The sequence below is a fragment of the Enterococcus viikkiensis genome (assembly GCF_005405345.1).
GTDB classification, from domain to species: Bacteria; Bacillota; Bacilli; order Lactobacillales; family Enterococcaceae; genus Enterococcus_A; species Enterococcus_A viikkiensis.
Genome location: NZ_BJDW01000010.1, coordinates 25,816 through 48,957, shown reverse-complemented (window position 1 = coordinate 48,957; position 23,142 = coordinate 25,816). Strand labels below are relative to the sequence as shown.

The following is a 23,142-nucleotide window of genomic DNA, read 5'->3' as shown; positions in this document are numbered from 1 at the left end:
GCCATATGATTAGTCCCACAGTTGAACAATTGATGAAAGACCATAAAGAAACCATGATGATCCCAGGAGAGAACGTTGCGACCGTGATGAAAGAACATCCGCTTGAACATGCGCTCTTGCTTTTATCCCAAGCGGGCTATTCAACAATTCCCGTGTTGGATAGAGAAGATCATTTTGTTGGCTTATTGAGCTTGAATGATATTGTAAAAAAAATGATGGGCATCGATGGTATTGATACATCCACTTTAAGTGAATACAGTGTAGCTGATGTGATGAAAACCGATGTCGCTGTTATGCGTGAAGATGCCGACTTGGAAGATGTCTTGCATCTCGTTGTGGATTCTGCGTTTTTACCAGTGATTGACAAGACCGGTGTTTTTCAAGGGATTGTGACCCGACGAGAAATTTTAAAAGCAGTGAATTATACTTTTCATGCTCTAGGTAGAAAAAGTCAGGCACCTACTAAGGTTTTACTGCATACCCATTCACCAAAATAAAAGATCCTGGAAAGGGTCTTTTTTTTTTAGTTTTAACAGGTCCAGTTGCTTCTTTTCGATACAGAAGAATTGACAGACGCAGAGTCCGTGTGCTATTTTAATCAAGTGTTTAAAATGAAATGATTACGATTAAGCTCGATTAAAGAATACCATAAAAAGGAGCAATGATATGGCAAAAAAATCAAAGATTGTTAAAATGCAAAAACAACAAGCGCTGATCCAACAGTATGCAGAACAACGTTTAGCGTTAAAAGCCGCGGGTGACTATGAAGGTTTGGCAAAATTACCTCGCGATTCAAACCCTAATCGTTTGAAAAACCGCGATCAAATCGATGGCCGGCCAAGAGGCTACATGCGTAAATTCGGAATGTCCCGGATAAAATTCCGTGAGTTGGCTCATCAAGGACATATTCCTGGTGTAAAAAAAGCTAGCTGGTAACAATTAATCAAAGAATAAAAAGGCGACGTATGAACTTTTCATACGTCGCCTTTTGCTATTTTCCAGTTAAAATTGGATTGTTTGGAATAGTAAAGCCCTGTTCATGAAGGGTTTTTACATAGGCTGTCAAAAACTCTTCCTGTAATTTGTATTGCTTCCCATTTGTCACATACATGATGGTTCGAATGGCATAATTACCATTGCCTAAATCCACCATGCCAAAAAGATCAGGACCGTCAAATATCTCCGCTTTAAATTGTTCGGCTAACTTTTGGTTTGCCTCGGCAATTGATTGGCTGATTTGGTCGTAGCCTTCGTCTGGTTGGATTCGGACGTCTACCTTGACTTGCATATGGGCACGAGAAAGGTTGCTGATCGTTGTGATATTACGATTCGGAACGAAGTGAACTGTGCCGTCAGTCGATTTCATTTGCAGCATTCGGATTCCTACAGAAGTTACCGTGCCTTCGATTTGCCGATCAACTAAGCGGATGTAGTCACCGACATCAATTTGCTGCTCCATAATAATAAAAAAACCCGTAATGATATCATTAGTAAATCCTTGGGCACCTAAGCCGATCGCGATTCCGGCAATTCCGGCTCCGGCTAATAGTGAGCCAACGGGGATACCTAGCGTATCTAGAATTGAGTATAAGAAAAAGAACAGTAGTGTGTAGGAAAAAATATTCGCTGCCAATGCATGGAGCGTTTCGATTCGAGTCGCATTATCAGCCATTTTTTTCTTTTGGCGTTCAAAGGATTGATTAATTAAAAAGTTACCGACTTTACGAATTAAAAAGAACAACACTAAAACTGCAATAATAGTGAGGCCCTTCTGGATAACGATAGAAAAGACACGATCCCAATCAACGGACTGCCAATACTTTTGCCAAACGCTAAGCTGTTGGGTTGCTTGTTCGACGACATTCGTGTTGCTGGAATCTATTGTTTGAGCTGTATTTAAAAACATAGGCCACTCCTTATGAGTAATAAAATAAGTGTAACAATCTTTTAGAAATCTGTCGACCGAAGAAAATGATTTTAGAAAAACCTAAAAAATCATGACAAGGAAAGAAGAAAGTGATAGACTAGCCTTTAATAAGAAAGGGATGATAAAATGGTGAATATAAAATGGGAAGAATTAGGTTTTGATTATATTAAGACACCATTCCGCTATATTTCTCATTGGACAAATGGACAATGGGATGATGGCGTATTAACAGAGGAGAATACGATCACCATTAATGAAGGATCGACTTGTCTCCATTACGGACAGGAATGTTTCGAAGGATTAAAGGCCTATCGTCGGGAAGACGGGCAGATCAATCTCTTTCGCCCTGATGAAAATGCGAAACGTTTAAATAAAAGTGCGGCACGAATGCAGATGCCTGAAGTACCAGCTGAAATGTTTATCGATGCGGTTAAACAAGTCGTCAAAGCCAATGAAGAATACGTTCCGCCTTTCGGGACAGGTGCGACACTTTATTTGCGACCGTATTTGATTGGTGTAGGACCGAATATTGGAATCATGCCTGCATCAGAGTATATCTTTAGTGTTTTTTGTATGCCTGTCGGTCCTTATTTTAAGGGCGGGTTGACACCAAGCAATTTTGTTGTCTCTGAATACGACCGTGCAGCGCCCTATGGAACCGGGGCGGCAAAAGTCGGTGGAAATTACGCAGCTAGTTTATTACCCGGTCAGATTGCCCACGATCGCTCATTTTCTGATTGTATTTACTTAGATCCAGCGACCCATACAAAAATCGAAGAAGTTGGCTCGGCAAATTTTTTCGGAATCACTCATGATAATCAATTCATTACACCAAAGTCACCATCGATCTTACCGAGTATCACAAAGTATTCTTTGCTTTATTTGGCACAGGAACGTTTTGGTTTAGAAGCGCTCGAAGGAGATGTTCGCTTAGATGAGTTGGATAAATTTGCTGAGGCTGGAGCCTGTGGGACGGCGGCAATCATCGCTCCAATCGCCGGTATTCAAAATGGCGAAGACTTTCATGTGTTTTACAGCGAAACAGAGATAGGCCCAATGACAAAAAAATTATATGATGAACTCGTTGGTATTCAATTTGGTACGGTAGAGGCACCTGAGGGTTGGGTCATTGAAGTCTGATGTGAAAAGAATAGAGGAGAAAAATGGATATCATCTGGAATATGTTAGCAGTATTAAGTATCCTATTTTTGATTCTATGGATTTTTTTGGCCCGCATTCATTATCAAAAAAGCACGATTGATTCATCAATGAAACGAATTTTTCACGCGATGTTGATGGCCTTTTTAGATATCTTTTAAAAAAAATCGTCCCTCGTAAGGAGAGACGATTTTTTTATGCTGTAATTTCAATTTGGTTTTCTTCCGGCCCTAAGATACAGCTCTCGTAATAGCCATCACCGGTTGTTCGTGGACCTGACAATACTTGATAGCCATCAGCTGCTAAATGCGCGGTAAGGGTGTCGACAGCTTCTTTTGAGCCTAGTGAAAAGGCTAGGTGGGTATAGCCAGTAAGAAAAGTAGCCGTTGCTTTCTCAGTCATTTCCGAACGAGTCATCAGCTCTAGACGGGCGCCGTCAGAAAAGCTTAGAAAATAAGTCCGTAAGCCAGTTTTTGGATTATGGTATTGGTCATTACTTGTCGCCTCAAAATAGGTTTCAAAAAAAGCTTTAGCTGACTCTAGATCCTTTACATACATCGCAATGTGTTCGATTTTCATAAAAAGCTCCTTTTTATTTTAAGTGTAACACAAGAATGGGAACACCGTATTAAGATGTTTAGTCATTTCTTATAGTCGAAAAGTCAGAAAAAAACGTGCCGAAATTCAGCACGTCTACTTGCTTAACTTAAGTGAACACCTTTATCTACGTAGATAACGTCCCCGATAATTCCAGTTGCCAAAGGACTTAGTAAGAAGGCACAAGAATTGCCGACTTCTTCAATTGTTACAGCTACCTTATCTGGTGTCCGTTCTTCTGAGAGGCTTAATAAGGATTGATAATCTTTCACACCTGTCACAGCCAAGGTTTTGATGGCTCCGGCAGAGATCGCATTGACCCGAATATTTTTTGGAGCCAGCTCAGTTGCAAGGTAACGAACTTCCGCCTCTAACGCCGCTTTAGCAATGCCCATCATGTTGTAGTTTGGAATCGAACGTTCAGACCCCATGTAAGTCATAGTTACAATACTGCCACCTTCAGTCATTAAAGGTGCCGCATATTTTGAAACAGCTAGTAATGAATACGCACTGATGTCTTGCGCCAGTTGGAAGCCGTCTCGAGTAATTTCGGTTACGTTGCCTGAAAGTTCTTCCTTGTTAGCAAAAGCGATCGAATGAACTAAACCATCAATTGATCCGAATTTTTCTTTGATTGCCGCAAAAGCTTCAGCAATTTTTTCATCGCTAGCCACATCAAGCTCAAACATCTGTGCTTCTTCGCCCACTAATTTGACTAAATTTTTCTTCATCCGGTCATTTTGGTACGTATAAATGATTTCGGCTCCTTGATCAGCGATGGCTTTGGCACATCCCCAAGCAATACTTTTTTTATTGGCTACACCTGTCACGATAATTTTTTTTCCAGTTAAAATAGACATTAAATGACACACTCCTAAATAATATAAAAAATAATATGCTCTCATTATGTTGGAAAAAGCTTTGATTGTCAAACTATTTTTTTATATATTCGTGAACACCTTGATTAAACCATTAGAATATGATAGTTTGATAATCAAATAAAATATTCATTGAGGTGCAAAAATGGAAAAAATTATGAATGTCGAAAAAATTATGGCTGCGATCCCAAATCGCTTTCCCATTTACTATTTAGATGCAGTCACAGAATTTGAAGATGAGAAGCATATTACGGCGATGAAAAATCTAACGATGAACGAAGATTTTTTTCAAGGTTACTTTCCTGGCGAACCGATTATGCCTGGAACATTAATTGTTGAGGCATTGGCTCAAGCAGGTTCCTTGCTGATTTTGAAATCCGCCGCCTTTGAAGGGAAGACAGCCTATATTGGCGGCATCAATAAAGCAAACTTTTTAGAATTTGTTCGTCCAGGCGATACCTTATTTTTGAATTTTGATATCCAAAAAATTAAAGGTCCAGTTGGAACAGCTAAAGCCTGGGCAACGGTGGAAGACAAAACGGTCACTGAATGCGAATTCACCTTCATTGTAGGGGACAAAGATCAAAAATAAATACAAAATAGAGGCTCGCCATAATGGTGAGCCTCTTACTTGTTATTTAGGTTCTTGTAACACGTTTACTTCGCTAACCTTCACTGGGTTGGTAGGGGTTGATTTCTCACCGGATCCGCCATCTTTGACTTCGCCATCTGCGATTTTATCGACGACGTCCATGCCTTCTGTTACTTGACCAAAGACTGTATACTCACCATCAAGTTGGGGAGCGCCACCTTTTTTGTAAGCTTCGATGATTTTCTTTGGGTAATACTGGATCGCTAAGCCATCACTAACATCTTCTTTGTTGGTAACAATGAAGAATTGACTGCCATTGCTACTGCGTGATTCCGCTCGGGCCATTGAAAGAGCACCGCGAATATTATAAAGCTGGTTAGAGGTTTCAGTTTTGAAGCCTTTTTTCCAAATACTTTCGCCGCCAGTACCGTCGCCCTTAGGATCTCCACCTTGAATCATAAAATCTTTGATCACTCGGTGGAAAGGAGTGTCCTTATAATAGCCATCTTTTGCGTGTTTAACAAAATTTTCTACCGCTTTAGGGGCTTGTTTAGGGAACAGTTTGATCTTAACGTTTCCTTCAGTCGTTACCAATTCTACAAGATACTCATCATCAGTCACTTTGTTATCAAGCTGGGGTAGTGCTACTTTATTTAAATCTACACTGGATTCAGTTGTTTTTGTAGAACTTTCCTTTGTACCATTTGTTGCGTTATCACTTTTGCAAGCAGTAAATAGGCCCAGTGCTAAAACTAAGCTTGCGCTGATCATCACTTTTTTTAATTGCATAAAATTCTCCTTTTAAACGTATTATCCTTCTTATGATAACAAATTTTTAATAGACTTCCTATGAAAAAAAGGTGACTTTTATTTCAAAAAATTTATATATCCTCTTAGTAATTAGATTTGAAACGATCGTATAGAAATTGAAGGAAAAATGCTGTTTATAAAAACAAATATTGTTTTAGCAAGACTCTTTATCGCTGATTTTCGACTTTTTTATGAGGGGGCTTAGAGAAAAGCACAAGCCGAAGACACTGTAAAACTAATAGCAAAATTAACTTACGGTATTCATTTTTTAAGAATCAGCAGGAAAAGACGTTCGGTTCATTACATATAGAATTGCGCTAAACAATACTTATCGGTTAATTAGTGATCAGCAAGTATTTTTTTTGAACAAGACAAGAAGAGCGTAACTCACAAAAAAAAGAGATCGAATGAACGATCTCCTCTAAAAATTCAATGGTTATATTATTTTATAGGTTAGCAAATTTTTCTAATAGACGAATCATTTGGCAAGTGAAGCCGTATTCGTTGTCGTACCAAGCAACAGTTTTAACTAATTGGTAGTCGCCTGCAGAAGTAACTTCTGTTTGCGTAGGGTCAAAGATTGATCCTTCAGTAGTACCAATAACGTCGCCAGAAACGATTTCACGATCGTCATAGCCGAATGATGGGTTATCAACGGTATGTTTTTTGATTGCTTCGTTCACTTGGTCAGCAGAAACTTTTGTTTTAAGTACTGAAACCAATTCAGTTAATGAACCATCAACAACGGGAACACGTTGTGCATGTCCTTGCAATTTACCGTTCAATTCTGGAATTACTAAGCCAATTGCTTTAGCAGCACCAGTTGAATGTGGAATTGTGTTATCAGCAGCAGAACGTGCAGCACGTAGGTTGCCGCCTTTAACTGGTCCGTCTAACAACATTTGTGTTGAAGTATACGCGTGAACAGTTGTCATTGTACCAACTTCAATGCCAAATTCTTCGTTTAAGAAGTAAGCCATTGGAGCTAAGCAGTTTGTTGTACATGAACCAGCAGAGATAATTTTATCATTTGAATCTAATGTGTCATCATTTACGTTGTAAACAATTGTTTTCATTTGTCCAGCAGGAGCTGAGATAACGACACGTTTAACGCCAGCATCGATGTGAGCTTGTGCTTTTTCTTCAGATGTGTAGAAACCTGTACATTCTAAAACGATATCAACACCGTTTTCTTTTGCCCAAGGAATTTTACTTGCATCTGGTTCAGCGTATACACGAGTTTTTTCACCGTCAACTACGATTGAATCTTCTGTTGCAGTAACTGTACCTGGGTATGTGCCATGTGTTGAATCAAATTGTAACAATTGTGCCAACATTGTAGGACTTGTTAAATCGTTGATTGCTACCACTTCAATATCGTCTGATACTTCTTTAATACGGCGGAAAGCCAAACGACCAATACGTCCAAATCCATTAATACCTACTTTTACTGTCATAACCAAAAGTTCCTCCTTTTTATATGAAGCAATGCTTGATGCCTTACTCTATTTATTGTGCAACGCATCAATTTTTTTGTCAAAAGATATATCTTGTAGAAAGAATCATCAGAAGAATTTCAAAAAATTACTAAGCTCTATCAATAAGAATGGACTTTTTCTCCGAATCTGGCTACAATATATAAGACTTTGTTTAGTGTGGAGATTCAGTAGTCAAAAAGAATATATTATAAGGAGGACATCAAGATGTCCATGTTTTTAGATCAGGTAACAATTGATATTAAAGCTGGTAAGGGCGGCGATGGGATGGTTGCGTTTCGTCGTGAGAAATATGTTCCTGATGGCGGTCCAGCTGGGGGTGACGGTGGTCGCGGCGGGGATGTGATCTTAGTTGTCGATGAAGGGCTACGGACCCTGATGGATTTTCGTTACAATCGTCATTTTCGTGCGACACCGGGAGAAAATGGAATGAGCAAAGGGATGCACGGTCGTGGAGCCGAAGATACCTATGTCAGCGTTCCCCCTGGTACAACGGTTCGCGATGCGGATACCGGCGCTTTGATCGGTGACTTAATTGAAAATGGTCAGGAATTGATCGTTGCTCATGGTGGTCGCGGTGGTCGCGGAAATACACGGTTCGCTTCGCCAAGAAATCCTGCACCTGAGCTAGCTGAAAACGGCGAGCCAGGTCAAGAGCGTCACATCGAATTAGAATTAAAAGTCTTAGCAGATGTTGGCTTAGTTGGCTTTCCATCTGTTGGCAAATCAACAATCCTTTCAGTGATTTCCTCTGCCCGTCCCAAAATCGGTGCCTATCACTTTACAACCTTGGTTCCAAATCTTGGCATGGTAGAAACCAGTGATGGTCGAAGCTTTGCTGCTGCCGATTTGCCCGGTTTAATTGAAGGAGCCTCACAAGGTGTTGGCCTGGGAACACAGTTCCTGCGTCACATCGAACGGACACGCGTGATTTTGCATGTGATTGACATGAGTGGAATGGAAGGTCGTGATCCTTACGAGGATTACCAGGCCATCAACAAAGAGTTAGGGACTCATAACTTACGTCTGTTGGAACGCCCACAAATTATTGTGGCCAACAAAATGGATATGCCGAATGCGGAAGAGAACTTGAAAAAATTCAAAGCAGAATTGCAAAAGGAAAAAGAAGACGAGTTTGCGGATGATATTCCAGTCTTCGCAATTTCAGCAATTACTAAACAAGGCTTGGATAATTTATTGAGTGCGACTGCGGATTTACTAGAAGTGACTCCAGAATTCTTGTTATATGATGAAGAAGTGGAAGAAGAAACAGTAAATTACGGCTTCCAATCGGATGAACCAGAATTTACGATCACTCGTGAACCCGATGCAACTTGGGTATTGAATGGTGAAAAATTAGAGAAACTATTCAAGATGACCAACTTCGATCATGATGAAACCGTCATGCGTTTTGCACGCCAACTACGTTCAATGGGTGTTGATGAAGCCTTACGTGCTCGTGGGGCTAAAGACGGCGATCTTGTTCGAATTGATAAATTTGAATTTGAATTTGTTGATTAGTCGAAAAATAGTGAAATAGTGAGAAGGAGCTGTGACAAACTGTTGTTGCAGGTCCTTTTTGTTACGCGTCAATCATCCACTTGTATAGACCAACAAAAAATTTAACTAAGGGTTCACTTACAGTCTTAAGTAACGACAATCATTAATGTCTCAGAAGAAGAACTTTATGATTTTTGAACAGGGGAATAGAGAGAAAATATTAAAAAAGAGCGCAGTGTCACAATAGGTGTTATTTGAAAAAATCTAATAGCTTTTTTTATTTTTTCAAAAGACGGTGGGTGGATTTCTTTAAATGCTGAAAAAGTTTATTGAAAATGAAAAAGTAAAATTTCGGAAAATAAAAAGAAATAATCATTATTGTTATGGGAAATAAGTTTGATTATAAAATATAAAAAACATTTTTTGTGATCTATAGAAAAAGAATGATAACAACCGTTATATTCTTTTTGAATATTCTTCGAATGATGAATAAAAACGTTGTTTAAAAATGATAATTGTATTATTTTATTAAAGAAAAGTTTTTTTAACCCAAATTTTTTATCAACAACATTAATTATGATTACTAAAATATAAATTTTTTTGTGGCATTTGAACAGTTCCAAGTGTAAACTTACGAAGTATAAAGTAACAATTATATTGTTAAATAATAAAATAATCCAAGTCGGTAAGTTGGAAACTTATTTTTGATAATAAAAAAGGGGAATAATGTTATGCAAGTATTGATTCTGACACACAATATTTTAGTTGAGAGACCATTAGTTGAAAAGTTACAAAGGCTGAATATCGAGGTTTTAAGTTCCGCAAAACTATTAACGATGATTCAAGCCAATCAAGTCCCATTAGAAGTGTTAGGCTTCTTCGATGTTGTGATTGTTAGTGAAACAATCTCTGATCAAGAGTTTACCGTTATTTTAGAAAAAGTTGGAGACAAATTCACGATTATTCGTGAAGCAGATCGTCTGCCGCAAAAGGACGAACAAGCAGATTGGGAAGCGCAAGGCGTGGATGAATGGTTACTCGAGGACGAAACACTTAGCGGGTTAAGAGAGAAACTTGCTGAGAAAACGTTGAAAGAATCTGTTTACTCGATTGGTTTTGGCGTGAGACAACAACAAGAGGAGAATGAACAAGAGAAACGTCCATTGCCTTTATGGAATCTGACGCGGTCAGAGCGAGAGATGCTAAGTACGTTGATTGCAACGAAAGAGGCACCGATTAGTCGAAACGATTTAGCCATTAAAATTTGGGGCGACAGTGATTCAGCGAGTCACATGACGAGACTTTCTACTATTATAAAACACCTTCGCAACAAATTAAAAATCGACGGTGTTGAATATGATGTCATCCGTACGAATTGGGGCGAAGGGTATCAATTATCAAAAGTATTCTTTGATCACTATGTTGTTGATGATAGAATTATGGAAGAAATCAAAACTGGGAAGTAATTTCCAGTTTTTTTTTGAATTATTGTTTACATAATTATTTTATGAGATAAAAAGCTCGTTCTAGTTTCAAAAAGCCCTATTTATTGCTAAACTAGAAAAAAAGATAGAGGAGTGGTAATGAATGGAAAAACGAGTGATTGTGATGAATTTTGACGTTGAATCAAAAGCTTATGAAGCCTTTTCAAAAGTAAAACGGCTGCACATGAGTAAGGCATTTAAAGGGGAACAGATGGCGGTGATTCATCATTCAAATGAGGGTGAACATAAATTTGTGATCGAAGATTTTTTGGATTTCACCGGCAGCAATAAAAGTTCGACTGGCGGTCTGATTGGTATGATGGTTGGAATTTTAGGTGGTCCGGTAGGCATTTTATTAGGTTGGTTTACTGGTGGCATGATTGGTGCTACTCAGGATGCAAAAGAAGTTCGAGAAGCAACAGGCGTCTTTGAATTTTTGATTGATAAAGTTGGAGAAGGCGATACAGCATTATTGCTGATTGCTGAAGAGGACGATAACCGGGCGTTGAATCAATTAATCATGATGGAGCTTGGCGGTGAGATTACGCGTTTAGACTATGCGGAGGTAGAGGCAGAAGTTAAAGAAGCTCAGGAAATCGAAAAAAAATCAGCGGACCAAAAGAAAGAAACAGATTCGGAAAAGCAATCTGATCAAAAATAAAAATCTCCTATTTTGATTGCACTGAGTCAGACTTTCTTCTAAAATAAAATTAATTTGAAAGAAAGTCAGGATAATTATGGAATTAGAATTCTTAGGAACAGGTGCGGGTGTCCCAGCAAAGCACCGAAATGTCAGTAGTTTAGCCTTAAAATTATTAGATGAACGAAATAAAATTTGGTTATTTGATTGTGGGGAAGGTACCCAGATGCAAATTTTGCGAACCAATATCCGACCTCGCAAGATCGAAAAAATTTTTATTTCTCATCTACATGGTGATCATATTTTTGGCTTGCCAGGCTTATTAAGCAGTCGTTCATTTCAAGGTGGGGAGGAACCCATTGAGATCTACGGCCCCGCTGGTTTGGAAAAATATGTTCGAACGTCATTACAAGTAACAAAGACACATTTATCTTACCCTTTACAGTTTATTGAGCTTCATGAGGGGACTATATTTGAAGACAAGCAATTCAGTGTGGAGTGTATGCTGTTAGATCACGGAATCGACAGTTATGGTTTTCGTGTGACCGAAGCAGATCATGATGGTACGCTTCAAGTGGAGAAGCTGGCTGCTTTAAATATCCCTGCTGGACCGATTTTCGGAAAGTTGAAACAAGGCCAAACCGTCACTCTAGCTGACGGGCGCACGATCAACGGGCAAGATTTTGTTGGTGAAAGTAAAAAAGGCCGGATCGTGACGATTTTTGGTGATACTCGTTTTACAAATAAATCAAGTCGCTTCGCAAAAGATAGTGATGTGATCGTCCATGAAAGTACCTTCAACAAAGATGAAGCGAAACTGGCAAAGGCATATTTCCACACGACGACACAACAAGCCGCGATGATTGCGAAAGAAGCGGGAGCTAAAAAATTAATTTTGACTCATATTTCAGCACGTTATTTAGCTAAAGAAGCACAAATGCTAGAGGAAGAAGCACAAGCTGTTTTTGCGAATTCACAACTAGCAAAAGATTTTGATATTGTGGAAATTCCATTTGCATAAAGGAGGGAATTTGATGGATTTAACAGACAAAATAGTCGTAGTTACGGGCGGGTCTGCTGGCTTAGGCGAGCAAATTTGTTATGAAGCGGCTAAGCGTGGCGCAATTGTGGTTACTTGTGCCCGACGAATCAATTTGATTGGTCAAGTAAAAGAACACTGCAGCGAGTTAAGTGGAAAAGCAGCCTATGCTTTTCAATTGGATATTGCTGATCCTGAGAGTGTTGAGTCGGTTATCGAAAAAATCGCAGACGAAGTTGGAACAGTAGATGTCTTAGTAAATAATGCTGGTTTTGGTATGTTCAAAGACTTTACCGAGTTTGATTTAACAGACGCGAAAAAAATGTTCGATGTCAATGTCCTTGGGATGATGTATTTTACCCAAAAGATTGCGCTATCGATGGTAGAAAAGAAACAGGGTCATATTTTTAATGTGGCTTCAATGGCTGGGAAAATGGCGACACCGAAGTCAACCATTTATTCAGCGACAAAATTTGCGGTACTAGGCTTTTCAAATGCTTTAAGGTTGGAATTGAAACCAGCAAATGTTTGGATAACTACCATCAATCCTGGCCCAATCGCAACAGAATTTTTCGATAAGGCAGACCCAAGTGGCAATTATTTAGAAAATTTAGGTGGGATTGTTTTAGATCCGAAAAAATTAGCTGCAACGATCGTCAATAAAATGGGCAAACCGACACGTGAAATCAATCGACCGTTCATTATGGAAGGGGCTAGCCGTTTTTATGGGCTATTCCCACATATTGGTGATTTTCTAGCTGGAGGACTATTTAATAGAAAGTAGGAAATCAAAGTGAAAAAGCAATGGAAAGTTTTTCTAGGGTTTATTTTAGTTTTACTTGTTGTCATTTTTGCTCTTTCGAACAGTCAGCAAGTGCCCGTTAATTTTATGGTGAAAAAAATTTATCTGTCATTAGTCTTGATCATCATTGGGTCAGCCTTAATTGGAGCTGTTGTGGTTTTCTTGACCTCAGGTACAACACTCTTTCAACAACGTAAAGAAATCAAACAGTTAAAAGAAACGATTCAAGGGTATGAAAACAATAATGAAGAAAAATTAGCAGCTGAAAAAGCAGCACTTCAGCGAGAAAAAGAAAATGAAATTGCCACATTAACAGCGAATTATGAAAGTCTATTGAAAGAAAAAGATCGTGCGTTAGCAGATAAAGAGATGACGGATCAGACAAATGATCCTCAGCATCCGATTGATTATTATGATTAAAAAGAAGACCTTTGCATCGATTGCAAAGGTCTTCTTCTCTTTCTTGTCTGATTTTTTTTTGCTATACTAATACGGTTGGGAAGTGATACAGTGAAAAAATCAAGTTTCGATTGGCAAATGAGAGTAGCATCGCCGATGGATGATGCCTTTAAAGCGGAATTAATCAAGCAAGGATACAGTGAAACATTTGCAGAACTTTTATGGAATCGAAATATACATACAGCAGAAGAATTCTCGCAGTTGTTACAAGCGAATATTGATGAATTACATGATCCGTTTTTAATGCATGATATGGATAAAGCCGTTGATCGCATTCAAATGGCCATCATGGAAGGCCAGGCAATTTTGGTTTATGGCGATTATGACGCCGATGGCATTACTAGTACTTCGATTATGTTAGAGACATTGGAGATGATCGGTGCAGATGTTCATTATAGTTTACCTAATCGGTTTATCCACGGATATGGTCCGAATACAGAGCTTTTCGCCGAAAAAATCAACGAAGGCATCCAGCTGATTATTACTGTAGATAATGGGGTAGCCGGTAATGAAGCAATCGACTTTGCGAATTCACAAGGTGTGGATGTCATCGTTACTGATCATCACGAGCTGCCGCCAGTCTTACCAGATGCCTACTGTATTGTTCATCCTCGCCATCCCGAAGGAAATTACCCCTTTGGTGAATTAGCCGGGGCTGGGGTGGCCTTTAAGTTAGCCACTGCTTTATTAGAAGAAGTTCCCTTAGAGATGCTGGACCTTGTGACGATTGGAACAGTCGCCGATTTGGTTTCGATGACGGGTGAAAATCGAAATCTAGTAAAGCTTGGTTTACAAGCAATCAAGCAGACACAGCGATTAGGCTTGTTGGAGTTGTTGAAAGTCAGCGGTGTTGATTTGCAAAAAGTGGATGAAACAAGTATCGGCTTTAGCTTAGGTCCAAGGTTGAATGCCATCGGTCGATTGGGTGACCCCAATCCAGCCGTGGAGTTGATGACGACTTTCGATGAAGGTGTCGCTCACGATCTTGCGGGTAAATTAGATCAAATAAATAATGAACGGAAGCAGATCGTACAAGACACGACTGCAGAGGCCACCGCTTTAGTGAATCCTGAGGATGCAATTCACTTGATCGCGGCGGAAGGTTGGAACCCAGGTGTTCTTGGAATCGTAGCTGGAAATATTTTAAAACAAACTGGAAAGCCCACGATTATTTTGTCCATTGATTCAAAAGGAGTGGCTAAGGGCTCAGGGCGTAGTATTGAAGCGTTAGATCTATTTGGCATGCTGAATACGATGCGCTCTGAATTCACGCATTTTGGGGGTCATGCGGCGGCTGTTGGCTTAACAATGCCAGCCGAAAACATTCCGGTTTTACAAAAAATGATGAATGAGTATATCATCAAGGAAGCCATTGATTTAAGCAAAGGTTCGACTTTGTTGATTGATGAAGCCTTGGACTTTTCAGAAATCACACTAAAATTTACCGAGGAACTAAAAAAATTAGCGCCTTTCGGGACAGATAACCCGGCACCACATTTTTTAGTAAAGGGAAGTGTCGATTTCTTCAAACGAATCGGTAGTGATCAGCAGCATGTGAAGTTTTCTTTGCAAGGAGCGGATAGTCAATTAGACGTGATTGGTTTTGGCTTCGGGGCAGAAAGTGAAGAAATCCAACAGCCGGAAACACAATTTGTTGGAGATCTTGAAATTAATGAATGGAATGGGCAGAAAAAAGTTCAATTCCGTTTGCTGGATTTTGCTTCTAGCGGCACGCAAGTAATTGATCGTCGTGCCAAGCATACATGGACGCAAAAAATTGAAGATGAGAATGCCTTGTATTTGGCGTTTAAAAAACCAAGTCAAAGGTTGTTCACCAATGAATTGCAACGATCGATTATGCTATATGACAAAGAGATTGATTGGTCTGCCTATGAGCAACTCATCGTGTTGGATTGTCCCAACCAGAAGGAACTCCTGCAAGAAATTGTTGCCTTAGGAAACTTTCAACGGATTTATTTATTTCTTTACAGTCCGGATGAAGCCTACTTAAACGGTTTGCCGAAACGGGAACAGTTTGCCAAGCTTTATCAATTCTTTTTGAAACAACCTCGGGTGGATATCCGCTATAAACTAAAAAATGTTTCGAATTATTTAAGAATTCCAGAAAAATTACTAGTATTCATGATTCACGTGTTTTCTGAGCTAAAATTTGTTACAATAAACGACGGCGTTTTACAAATGGTCGATTCACCACAGAATCGTGCCTTTGAAGAAAGCAAAATTTATCAAGAGCGTATGTCGCAAATCGACAGCGAAGAATTTTTACTAATGAATGACATCCAAACTATTAGAAATTGGCTGAAAGGCTAGGAGGAACAATCAACATGGATTTAAAAGATTATATTGCAAGTATTCCAGATTATCCCAAGAAAGGCATCGTTTTTCGTGACATCTCGCCATTAATGGCAGATGGCGAAGCCTATCGTGAAGCAACCAAGCAAATCGTGAATTATGCAAAAGAAAAACAAATTGACATGGTAGTAGGACCTGAAGCACGCGGCTTCATCGTTGGCTGTCCAGTCGCATTTGAATTGGGTTTAGGTTTTGCGCCAGTTCGCAAACCCGGAAAATTACCTCGTGAAGTGATTGAAGTAGAATACGAAAAAGAATACGGAACAGATACATTGACTATTCATAGCGATGCGATTAAACCTGGGCAGCGCGTATTGATCACAGATGATCTTTTAGCAACGGGTGGAACGATCAAAGCAACGATTGAATTGGTTGAACAATTAGGCGGGATCGTCGTTGGTTGTGCCTTCTTAATCGAATTAGATGAACTACACGGACGCGATATGATTAAAGGATATGATATCTTAACGCTGATGGACTATTAAAAATAAAACAGAGACCCTCTCGGATTATGAGAGGGTCTCTGTTTTATTTTACTACTATACAAAAAACAGCTATCAATTGCTTAGCGTTAAATAATTTTAGGCAGATTTATGATAATGATGATCATAAGTCACGTAATAGAAATCTTCGGAAGGTTCCTTGTAATACTGTTTTTCTTCGACTTCTTCTTCATAATGATGTTCGGCGTAGTGCTGTGCATACTTCCGTTCATCCCATAACATGAACCAAACGAGGAATAATCCAGCAAAAATGACAATCGTAGCTAAAGAACCCAATTTACCAATCAATAGACCTAACAACAACACAGCGATAACCAAACCAAATCTTCTTACTGCTTTCATCAAGAATCACTCCTAATTCGTATTTATGACTTCATTTTTCAAAAACCAAAAAATGAATCTTATTCTCATCACGCATATCATTTCGCAAAACTTTCCTTATAAAGGAAAGAAATTAACCAGATGTCTCTTTTGTGTTCTAACGAACTGCGAAAAGCGAAACTGACATCCTAATTCGTATTTATGACTTCATTTTTCAAAAATTAAAAAATGAATCTTATTCTCATCACGCATATCATTCTGTAATAACTCACTTCTTTTTTTTAGTCTCACTCAAACATGCGAACGTTTGTTTGTGTGTTTATTATACGAATGTTTGTTCGTTTTGTAAAGAAAAAAATAATCGGAAAGTGAATTCCGATTAATAAATATGGTTTCGGTACAAACCGACAACTTTTCCTAGAATAGAAACATTATCAAAAATCAGTGGGGCCAATTCATCGTTTTCTGGCTGGAGACGAATGTGATCAGCCTCGCGATAGAATCTTTTACACGTTGCTTCATTTTCATCGGTCATTGCAATAACGATCTCACCGTTATTAGCCATAGATTGCTTACGAACAATGACGTGATCGCCATCGTATATGCCAGCATTTATCATACTTTCACCGCGTATTGTCAACATGAAGAGGCTACCATCCTCGCTTGATAGATCAGGAGGGATAGGGAAAAAATCTGAGGCTTCTTCAACTGCCAAAATGGGTTCACCAGCAGTAACGACACCCAGCATGGGGATGACTTGCGGGGTTACACCGATTTTTTCTAAGCCTGTAAGTGTCAATTCAATCGCACGTGGTTTCGTGGGGTCACGCTGGATCCAACCTTTTTTTTCTAATCTAGATAGATGTCCATGGACTGTAGAAGTCGATGAGAGACTCACCGCTTCGCCAATTTCTCTTACAGTGGGTGGATAACCTTTATTTTCAACGCGTTCGTGAATGAAGCGCAAAACTTCTAATTGTTTAGTTTCTGTTCTTTTTGCCAACGCCCACACCTTCTTTCGTTTTTTTTAGTGTAGCATAATCTCACAAACAAATCAAACAAGCGTTCGCATTTGTTTGTACTTCCAACTTTGTTTATTTTATGTATAATTAATAAGGGAAAGAGGTGCTGAAGATGATTAATGATGAAACGATTGCACGCATCAATGAATTAGCGAAAAAAAAGAAAACGGTTGGTTTAACTGATGCCGAAGCACATGAACAAAAAGTTCTGCGTGAGGAATACATTTCTTCTTTCCGTAGCGGTATGCGGCATCATATTGAAGGGATGAAAGTGGTTGATCCTGAGGGGAATGACGTAACACCAGAGAAATTAAAAGAAATTCAAAAGAAAAAAGGATTGCACAATAGAAAGTAACATCTTTTAGCGATTTGCAATTGAAAAGTCAAAATAAATCGGTTACAATGAATCTGTAATTAAAGTATTTATGACCAAAAAGGAGGAACTATCTTGTTCGACAAAATCGATCAACTAGGTGTAAACACAATCAGAACGCTAAGTATTGAAGCTATTCAAAAAGCAAATTCAGGTCATCCGGGATTACCAATGGGTGCGGCGCCAATGGCCTATGCATTATGGACAAAACATTTAAACGTAAATCCGGCTACTTCACTGAACTGGCCAAATCGTGACCGTTTTATTTTATCTGCGGGACATGGATCAGCCATGTTATACAGCTTGTTGCACCTTGCAGGTTACCAAGTGACGATTGAAGATTTAAAAAATTTCCGTCAATGGGGGAGCAAGACACCTGGGCATCCTGAATACCATCACACAGATGGGGTTGAAGCGACTTCAGGTCCTCTAGGTCAAGGTATTTCAACTTCTGTTGGATTAGCAATGGCTGAGGCGCATTTAGCTGCAACATACAACCGTGACAGCTTTGACGTGATGGATCATTATACGTATGCACTTTGCGGAGATGGTGATTTAATGGAAGGTGTTTCTGGCGAAGCGAGCTCAATGGCTGGTCATATGAAACTTGGAAAATTGATTGTCTTATACGATTCAAATGATATTTCATTAGATGGACCAACTTCTAAGGCTTTCACAGAAAATGTTGGCGCTCGTTATGAAGCCTATGGCTGGCAACATATTTTAGTTAAGGACGGCAATGATTTAGAAGCTATTTCTAAAGCAATTGATGAAGCAAAAGCAGAAACAGAAAAACCAACCTTAATTGAAATTAAAACGGTGATTGGTTATGGCTCACCAAAAGAAGGCACATCTGCGGTTCATGGCGCTCCAATCGGTGCTGATGGAATCACAGCAGCCAAGACAGTCTACGGTTGGGAATATCCTGACTTTACGGTACCAGAAGAAGTAGCTAAACGTTTCAAAGAAGAAATCAATGATAAAGGCGCGAAAGTTGAATCTGAATGGGATGCGATGTTCGCCAACTATGAAAAAGTTCATCCTGAGTTAGCGAAGCAGTTTAGAATGGCCTTTGCTGGTGAGTTGCCTGAAAATTGGGAAGAAACATTACCCGTTTATGAAGAAGGCACAGCCCAAGCTAGCCGTGTTTCTAGTAAAGATGCTATTCAAGCAATCGCGAAAGCTGTTCCAAATATTTGGGGCGGTTCAGCCGATTTATCTGGCTCTAACAATACGACAATCGCAGATGAAAAGGAATTCCAACCAGGCTCTTATGAAGGCCGTAACATTTGGTTTGGTGTCCGTGAATTTGCAATGGCAAGTGCAATGAACGGAATTCATTTACATGGTGGCACACGAGTGTATGGTGGAACGTTCTTCGTATTTACGGACTATTTGCGTCCAGCAGTACGGATGTCAGCGATCCAAGGCTTACCAGTTGTCTATGTTTTAACCCATGATTCTGTTGCTGTTGGAGAAGATGGTCCAACGCATGAGCCAATCGAACAATTAGCCAGTGTCCGTTGCATGCCGAACGTGCAAGTGATTCGTCCTGCCGATGGAAATGAAACATCTGCTGCTTGGGTTCAAGCATTAAACACTAAAAACAAACCAACGATTTTAGTGTTAAGTCGTCAAAACTTGCCTGTCTTGCCAAATAGTAAGGACATGGCTAAAGAAGGTGTGTCTAAGGGCGGATATGTGATTTCTAAAGCAGAATCAGATACACCAGACGGCATCCTGATTGCCACAGGTTCTGAAGTAAACTTGGCTGTTCAAGCGCAGAAAGAATTGAAAGCACAAGGAAAAGATGTTTCTGTCGTTTCACTTCCAAGCTTCGATCTATTTGAAGCACAAGATGAAGCCTATAAAGAATCTGTTTTACCAAAAGTGGTAACGAAACGGGTAGCGATCGAAGCTGCATCACCATTTGGCTGGGAACGTTATATCGGCTCAGAAGGCAAAATGATCGGTATCGATCACTTTGGAGCATCTGCACCTGGTGACTATATCCTAAAACAATTCGGCTTCACTGTTGAAAATGTAGTCTCTACATTTAACGAATTATAATCGGGTTTAAAAGTTGAGAAGGAGGGATTCCTTCTCAACTTTTTTTGTATAAGTTAAAATTCAAAATAAGTTTACATAATATTATACTAGAGTCTCAGAAGGTATCGCGCTTTCATTTTTCGTTAACATCTATAAAAATGTTTATCTGTGAGCAAAATAATTTAGACAGAATACAAATTCTGTTATACTGTCCTTGTTCAATAGAATGCAAACTAAAAATGATGAAATGAAAGAGGGACGACGATGAAAGTAGTAGTAGTAGGATGTACACATGCCGGCACCGCAGCCGTTAAAAATATTTTAGCCAATCACCCAGATGCAGAGGTGACCGTTTATGAGCGCAATGATAACGTTTCTTTCTTGTCTTGTGGAATCGCTTTATATGTCGGCGGCGTAGTGAAAGATCCCGCAGGATTGTTTTACTCAAATCCTGAGGAACTGGCTTCTTTAGGTGCAAAAGTGAACATGGAACACGATGTAACAAACATTGATACAGAAGGTAAAAAAGTAACAGCAAAAAACCTTAAAACCAATGAAGAGACAGTCGTTGATTATGATAAATTAGTAGTGACAACCGGTTCTTGGCCGATTATTCCGCCAATCAAAGGGATTGAGTCAAAAAATATTTTATTATGTAAAAACTATAACCAAGCAAATGAGATTATTGAGCAAGCGAAAGATGCGAAAAAAATCGTCGTAGTTGGTGGCGGCTATATCGGAATCGAGTTAGTTGAAGCGTTTGCCGAAACTGGCAAGCAAGTGACGTTGATTGATGGATTATCTCGTATTTTGAATAAATACTTAGATCAACCATTCACTGACCTTTTAGAAAAAGAATTGGTGGATCATGGGGTGACGTTAGCTTTAGGCGAAAATGTGAATGAATTTGTTGCAGATGAAACGGGTGCAGTGACAAAAGTTGTCACACCTAGTGAAGAGTTTGATGCAGATATGGTTATCCTGTGTGTCGGCTTCCGACCAAATACTGAATTGCTAAAAGGTAAAGTTGATATGTTGCCAAGTGGGGCCATTAAAGTCAACGAATATATGCAATCAAGTAACCCAGACATCTTTTCAGCAGGAGATTCAACGGTGGTGCATTACAACCCAACCGGACAACACCAATACATTCCATTGGCAACCAATGCAGTGCGCCAAGGAATGCTAGTCGGCAAAAACCTAGTAGATCAAACAATGAAGTATCGTGGGACCCAAGGAACTTCTGGCTTATACTTATTTGGTTGGACGATTGGCTCAACCGGATTGACAAAAGAAAGTGCCGCTTTAAACGGTATTGATGTGAATGTCACTTTGATTGAAGATAACTATCGTCCGGAGTTTATGCCGACAACAGAAAATGTCATGATGCAAATCGTTTCAGAAAAAGGAACGAATAAAATTTTAGGTGCACAATTCTTATCGAAATATGACATTACACAATCGGCGAATACGTTATCAGTAGCGATTCAAAATGAAATGACACTAGAAGATTTAGCCTTACAGGATTTCTTCTTCCAACCACATTTTGACCGCCCATGGAACTACTTGAATATCTTAGCTCAGGCAGCTTTAGCTGAAGCCCAATAGTATAGAAAGTCGTAAAAACAGGGAGCTGTGCTTCCTGTTTTTTTCTGTTTAGGAACTGTTTTCTAAGTATTGGACTTCCTATTTTTTTAGTGTAAACTAAAATGGAAACGGAGGATTTTGAATGATTTCATTGAAAGATTATTTAATAGCAGGAGAGACGACGATCTCAAACTTGCTGTTGCAAAATTATGCGAAGCTAGGGTTAACAACCAATGAATTTATGCTGTGGCTACAGCTTTATTCCGCACATCAGGCGGGAGAAGATTTTCCCAATATAACTGTGATCGCTCAAAATATGGGTAGTACCGTCGAAATAATCTACGAGGCGCTGAACACTCTAGTTGGAAAAGGTTTTGTTTCGCTTGAAACAGCACTAGACGATCAAGGTCGAAAAAGTGATCGCTATGATTTGCTCCCAGCTTTCGAAAAAATTTCAACTATTCAAGAACAACAACGTGTAAAGAAAGAGGAGGAAACCACACTTGAGGCACAAAAGAAAATGCTACGTGCTTTTGAGCAAGAATTTGGTCGTCCTTTGTCGCCAATTGAATATCAAAAAATTGGTTACTGGGTAGATGAGGATCATTATTCACCAGAATTGATTCAGCTGGCGTTACAAGAAGCTGTGCTAAATCAAGCCTATAATTTCAAATATATTGAAACGGTTCTACAAAGCTGGGAGAAAAAAAATATCCGTTCAAAGGTTCAGGTGGAAGAAGAACAACGTCGCAGAAAACAAATTTTGCTGCAAAAGGAGGAGCAAAATCAAACGGAAGAACTCCCAAAGGTCTCTCTATACAATTGGTTGGAAAGGAAAGACGCTGATGCTGAATAAAGAAAAAACAATGGAAGCTCTTTCTCGGATGTCGGATATGTTTCCTGATGCGGCTGGCGAATTACATTCTGACTCTGCCTTCCAATTATTGATTGCAGTAATCTTAAGCGCACAAGCAACGGATGTCTCTGTTAATAAAGCGACGCCAGCCCTATTCGCGGATTATCCTACCGCAGAGGCTTTGGCTGATGCGCCAATCGAAGACATCATCAAAAAAATAAAAACGATCGGTCTCTATCGTAACAAGGCAAAAAACATCAAAGCCTGTGCTCAAATGCTATTGGATCATTTTTCTGGGCAGGTACCGAAGACGAGGGAGGAATTAATCCAATTGCCTGGAGTTGGACGAAAAACTGCGAATGTCGTATTAGGTGATGCTTTTGGTGTACCAGCGATCGCCGTCGATACGCATGTGGAGCGGGTCGCGAAACGTCTGCGAATTTGTAAGTTGAATGCCTCAGTAACAGAAGTTGAAGCGAACCTTATGCGTAAAGTTCCAAAAGAGTTATGGGTGAAGACTCACCATACGTTGATTCTTTTTGGCCGCTATCATTGTACAGCACGTTCTCCTAAATGCACGATTTGTCCATTATTGGATTTATGCCAAGAGGGAAAAGACCGTTTGAAAGCTATACAAAAATAAACAACAGTTTTCAATCTCAACTATCGAGATTGA

The 23,142-nt window shown here is 39.4% G+C and carries 25 protein-coding genes; 18 read left to right on the top strand and 7 right to left on the bottom strand.

Features of this window, described 5'->3' with window-relative positions; all coding sequences use genetic code 11:
* Window positions 1-5: 5 nt before the first annotated feature.
* Window positions 6-497, top strand: coding sequence for a cyclic-di-AMP-binding protein CbpB (gene cbpB, locus FFM67_RS06845; RefSeq protein WP_137613830.1), 492 nt, complete (start codon window positions 6-8; stop codon window positions 495-497).
* A gap of 169 nt (window positions 498-666) precedes the next feature.
* Window positions 667-936, top strand: a complete 270-nt coding sequence (gene rpsN / locus FFM67_RS06840; RefSeq protein WP_071861308.1) for a 30S ribosomal protein S14 — start codon at window positions 667-669, stop codon at window positions 934-936.
* A 55-nt stretch (window positions 937-991) separates the two neighbouring features.
* Here rpsN and FFM67_RS06835 read toward each other — a convergent pair whose 3' ends face one another.
* Entirely contained in the window at window positions 992-1,906 is a 915-nt protein-coding gene (locus FFM67_RS06835) for a mechanosensitive ion channel family protein (RefSeq protein WP_137613829.1), read from the bottom strand.
* A gap of 147 nt (window positions 1,907-2,053) precedes the next feature.
* On the opposite strand from FFM67_RS06835, the gene FFM67_RS06830 reads away from it, so the two are divergent.
* Both FFM67_RS06830 and FFM67_RS12250 read left to right on the top strand, forming a co-directional pair.
* Window positions 2,054-3,067 (top strand): branched-chain amino acid aminotransferase, encoded by a 1,014-nt coding sequence (locus tag FFM67_RS06830; protein WP_137613828.1) that lies wholly within the window; start codon window positions 2,054-2,056, stop codon window positions 3,065-3,067.
* Window positions 3,068-3,090: 23 nt separating this feature from the next.
* Window positions 3,091-3,246, top strand: coding sequence for a hypothetical protein (locus tag FFM67_RS12250; protein WP_170178002.1), 156 nt, complete (start codon window positions 3,091-3,093; stop codon window positions 3,244-3,246).
* Between the two features lie 34 nt (window positions 3,247-3,280).
* On the opposite strand, the gene FFM67_RS06825 is transcribed toward FFM67_RS12250, so the two are convergent.
* Both FFM67_RS06825 and fabI read right to left on the bottom strand, forming a co-directional pair.
* Window positions 3,281-3,664: a VOC family protein gene (locus tag FFM67_RS06825; protein ID WP_137613827.1), complete on the bottom strand. Its 384-nt coding sequence runs from the start codon at window positions 3,662-3,664 to the stop codon at window positions 3,281-3,283.
* 122 nt (window positions 3,665-3,786) lie between these two features.
* Entirely contained in the window at window positions 3,787-4,542 is a 756-nt protein-coding gene (gene fabI, locus FFM67_RS06820) for an enoyl-ACP reductase FabI (RefSeq protein WP_137613826.1), read from the bottom strand.
* A 163-nt stretch (window positions 4,543-4,705) separates the two neighbouring features.
* On the opposite strand from fabI, the gene fabZ reads away from it, so the two are divergent.
* Window positions 4,706-5,152 (top strand): 3-hydroxyacyl-ACP dehydratase FabZ, encoded by a 447-nt coding sequence (gene fabZ, locus FFM67_RS06815; RefSeq protein WP_137613825.1) that lies wholly within the window; start codon window positions 4,706-4,708, stop codon window positions 5,150-5,152.
* A gap of 42 nt (window positions 5,153-5,194) precedes the next feature.
* Here fabZ and FFM67_RS06810 read toward each other — a convergent pair whose 3' ends face one another.
* Both FFM67_RS06810 and gap read right to left on the bottom strand, forming a co-directional pair.
* Window positions 5,195-5,941, bottom strand: coding sequence for a peptidylprolyl isomerase (locus FFM67_RS06810; RefSeq protein WP_137613824.1), 747 nt, complete (start codon window positions 5,939-5,941; stop codon window positions 5,195-5,197).
* 467 nt (window positions 5,942-6,408) lie between these two features.
* On the bottom strand, window positions 6,409-7,419 hold the full coding sequence (gap, locus tag FFM67_RS06805; RefSeq protein ID WP_137613823.1) for a type I glyceraldehyde-3-phosphate dehydrogenase: 1,011 nt from the start codon (window positions 7,417-7,419) through the stop codon (window positions 6,409-6,411).
* Window positions 7,420-7,665: 246 nt separating this feature from the next.
* Here gap and obgE point away from each other — a divergent pair, with 246 nt between their 5' ends.
* From obgE to FFM67_RS06765, 8 genes are all read left to right on the top strand, one after another.
* A complete protein-coding gene (gene obgE, locus FFM67_RS06800) occupies window positions 7,666-8,979 on the top strand; it encodes a GTPase ObgE (protein ID WP_071861316.1) in 1,314 nt (437 codons plus the stop codon).
* Between the two features lie 710 nt (window positions 8,980-9,689).
* A complete protein-coding gene (locus tag FFM67_RS06795; protein WP_137613822.1) occupies window positions 9,690-10,424 on the top strand; it encodes a winged helix-turn-helix domain-containing protein in 735 nt (244 codons plus the stop codon).
* 121 nt (window positions 10,425-10,545) lie between these two features.
* Window positions 10,546-11,103, top strand: coding sequence for a DUF456 domain-containing protein (locus tag FFM67_RS06790; protein WP_137613821.1), 558 nt, complete (start codon window positions 10,546-10,548; stop codon window positions 11,101-11,103).
* Window positions 11,104-11,179: 76 nt separating this feature from the next.
* Window positions 11,180-12,103, top strand: a complete 924-nt coding sequence (rnz, locus tag FFM67_RS06785; protein WP_137613820.1) for a ribonuclease Z — start codon at window positions 11,180-11,182, stop codon at window positions 12,101-12,103.
* Window positions 12,104-12,116: 13 nt separating this feature from the next.
* Complete coding sequence (locus FFM67_RS06780; protein ID WP_137613819.1) at window positions 12,117-12,905, top strand: SDR family NAD(P)-dependent oxidoreductase; 789 nt, start codon at window positions 12,117-12,119, stop codon at window positions 12,903-12,905.
* 9 nt (window positions 12,906-12,914) lie between these two features.
* Complete coding sequence (locus FFM67_RS06775) at window positions 12,915-13,343, top strand: LapA family protein (protein WP_137613818.1); 429 nt, start codon at window positions 12,915-12,917, stop codon at window positions 13,341-13,343.
* Window positions 13,344-13,433: 90 nt separating this feature from the next.
* Window positions 13,434-15,713: a single-stranded-DNA-specific exonuclease RecJ gene (gene recJ, locus FFM67_RS06770; protein ID WP_137613817.1), complete on the top strand. Its 2,280-nt coding sequence runs from the start codon at window positions 13,434-13,436 to the stop codon at window positions 15,711-15,713.
* Between the two features lie 14 nt (window positions 15,714-15,727).
* Entirely contained in the window at window positions 15,728-16,240 is a 513-nt protein-coding gene (locus FFM67_RS06765) for an adenine phosphoribosyltransferase (RefSeq protein WP_137613816.1), read from the top strand.
* 96 nt (window positions 16,241-16,336) lie between these two features.
* On the opposite strand, the gene FFM67_RS06760 is transcribed toward FFM67_RS06765, so the two are convergent.
* Both FFM67_RS06760 and lexA read right to left on the bottom strand, forming a co-directional pair.
* Complete coding sequence (locus FFM67_RS06760; protein ID WP_137613815.1) at window positions 16,337-16,600, bottom strand: hypothetical protein; 264 nt, start codon at window positions 16,598-16,600, stop codon at window positions 16,337-16,339.
* 358 nt (window positions 16,601-16,958) lie between these two features.
* The gene (gene lexA, locus FFM67_RS06755) at window positions 16,959-17,582 is read right to left on the bottom strand and encodes a transcriptional repressor LexA (protein ID WP_170178001.1); all 624 of its coding nucleotides are present in this window, start codon (window positions 17,580-17,582) and stop codon (window positions 16,959-16,961) included.
* Window positions 17,583-17,713: 131 nt separating this feature from the next.
* Between lexA and FFM67_RS06750 the strand changes: the two genes are divergently transcribed.
* The 5 genes from FFM67_RS06750 (at window position 17,714) to nth (ending at window position 23,109) form a co-directional block, all read left to right on the top strand.
* A complete protein-coding gene (locus FFM67_RS06750) occupies window positions 17,714-17,956 on the top strand; it encodes a DUF896 family protein (RefSeq protein ID WP_010744792.1) in 243 nt (80 codons plus the stop codon).
* Between the two features lie 93 nt (window positions 17,957-18,049).
* On the top strand, window positions 18,050-20,044 hold the full coding sequence (gene tkt, locus FFM67_RS06745) for a transketolase (RefSeq protein WP_137613813.1): 1,995 nt from the start codon (window positions 18,050-18,052) through the stop codon (window positions 20,042-20,044).
* A gap of 243 nt (window positions 20,045-20,287) precedes the next feature.
* The gene (locus FFM67_RS06740; RefSeq protein ID WP_137613812.1) at window positions 20,288-21,631 is read left to right on the top strand and encodes an FAD-dependent oxidoreductase; all 1,344 of its coding nucleotides are present in this window, start codon (window positions 20,288-20,290) and stop codon (window positions 21,629-21,631) included.
* Between the two features lie 121 nt (window positions 21,632-21,752).
* The gene (locus tag FFM67_RS06735; protein ID WP_137613811.1) at window positions 21,753-22,466 is read left to right on the top strand and encodes a DnaD domain-containing protein; all 714 of its coding nucleotides are present in this window, start codon (window positions 21,753-21,755) and stop codon (window positions 22,464-22,466) included.
* Window positions 22,456-23,109: an endonuclease III gene (nth, locus tag FFM67_RS06730; protein ID WP_137613810.1), complete on the top strand. Its 654-nt coding sequence runs from the start codon at window positions 22,456-22,458 to the stop codon at window positions 23,107-23,109. The genes FFM67_RS06735 and nth overlap by 11 nt, the downstream gene beginning before the upstream one ends.
* The last annotated feature ends 33 nt before the right edge of the window (window positions 23,110-23,142 follow it).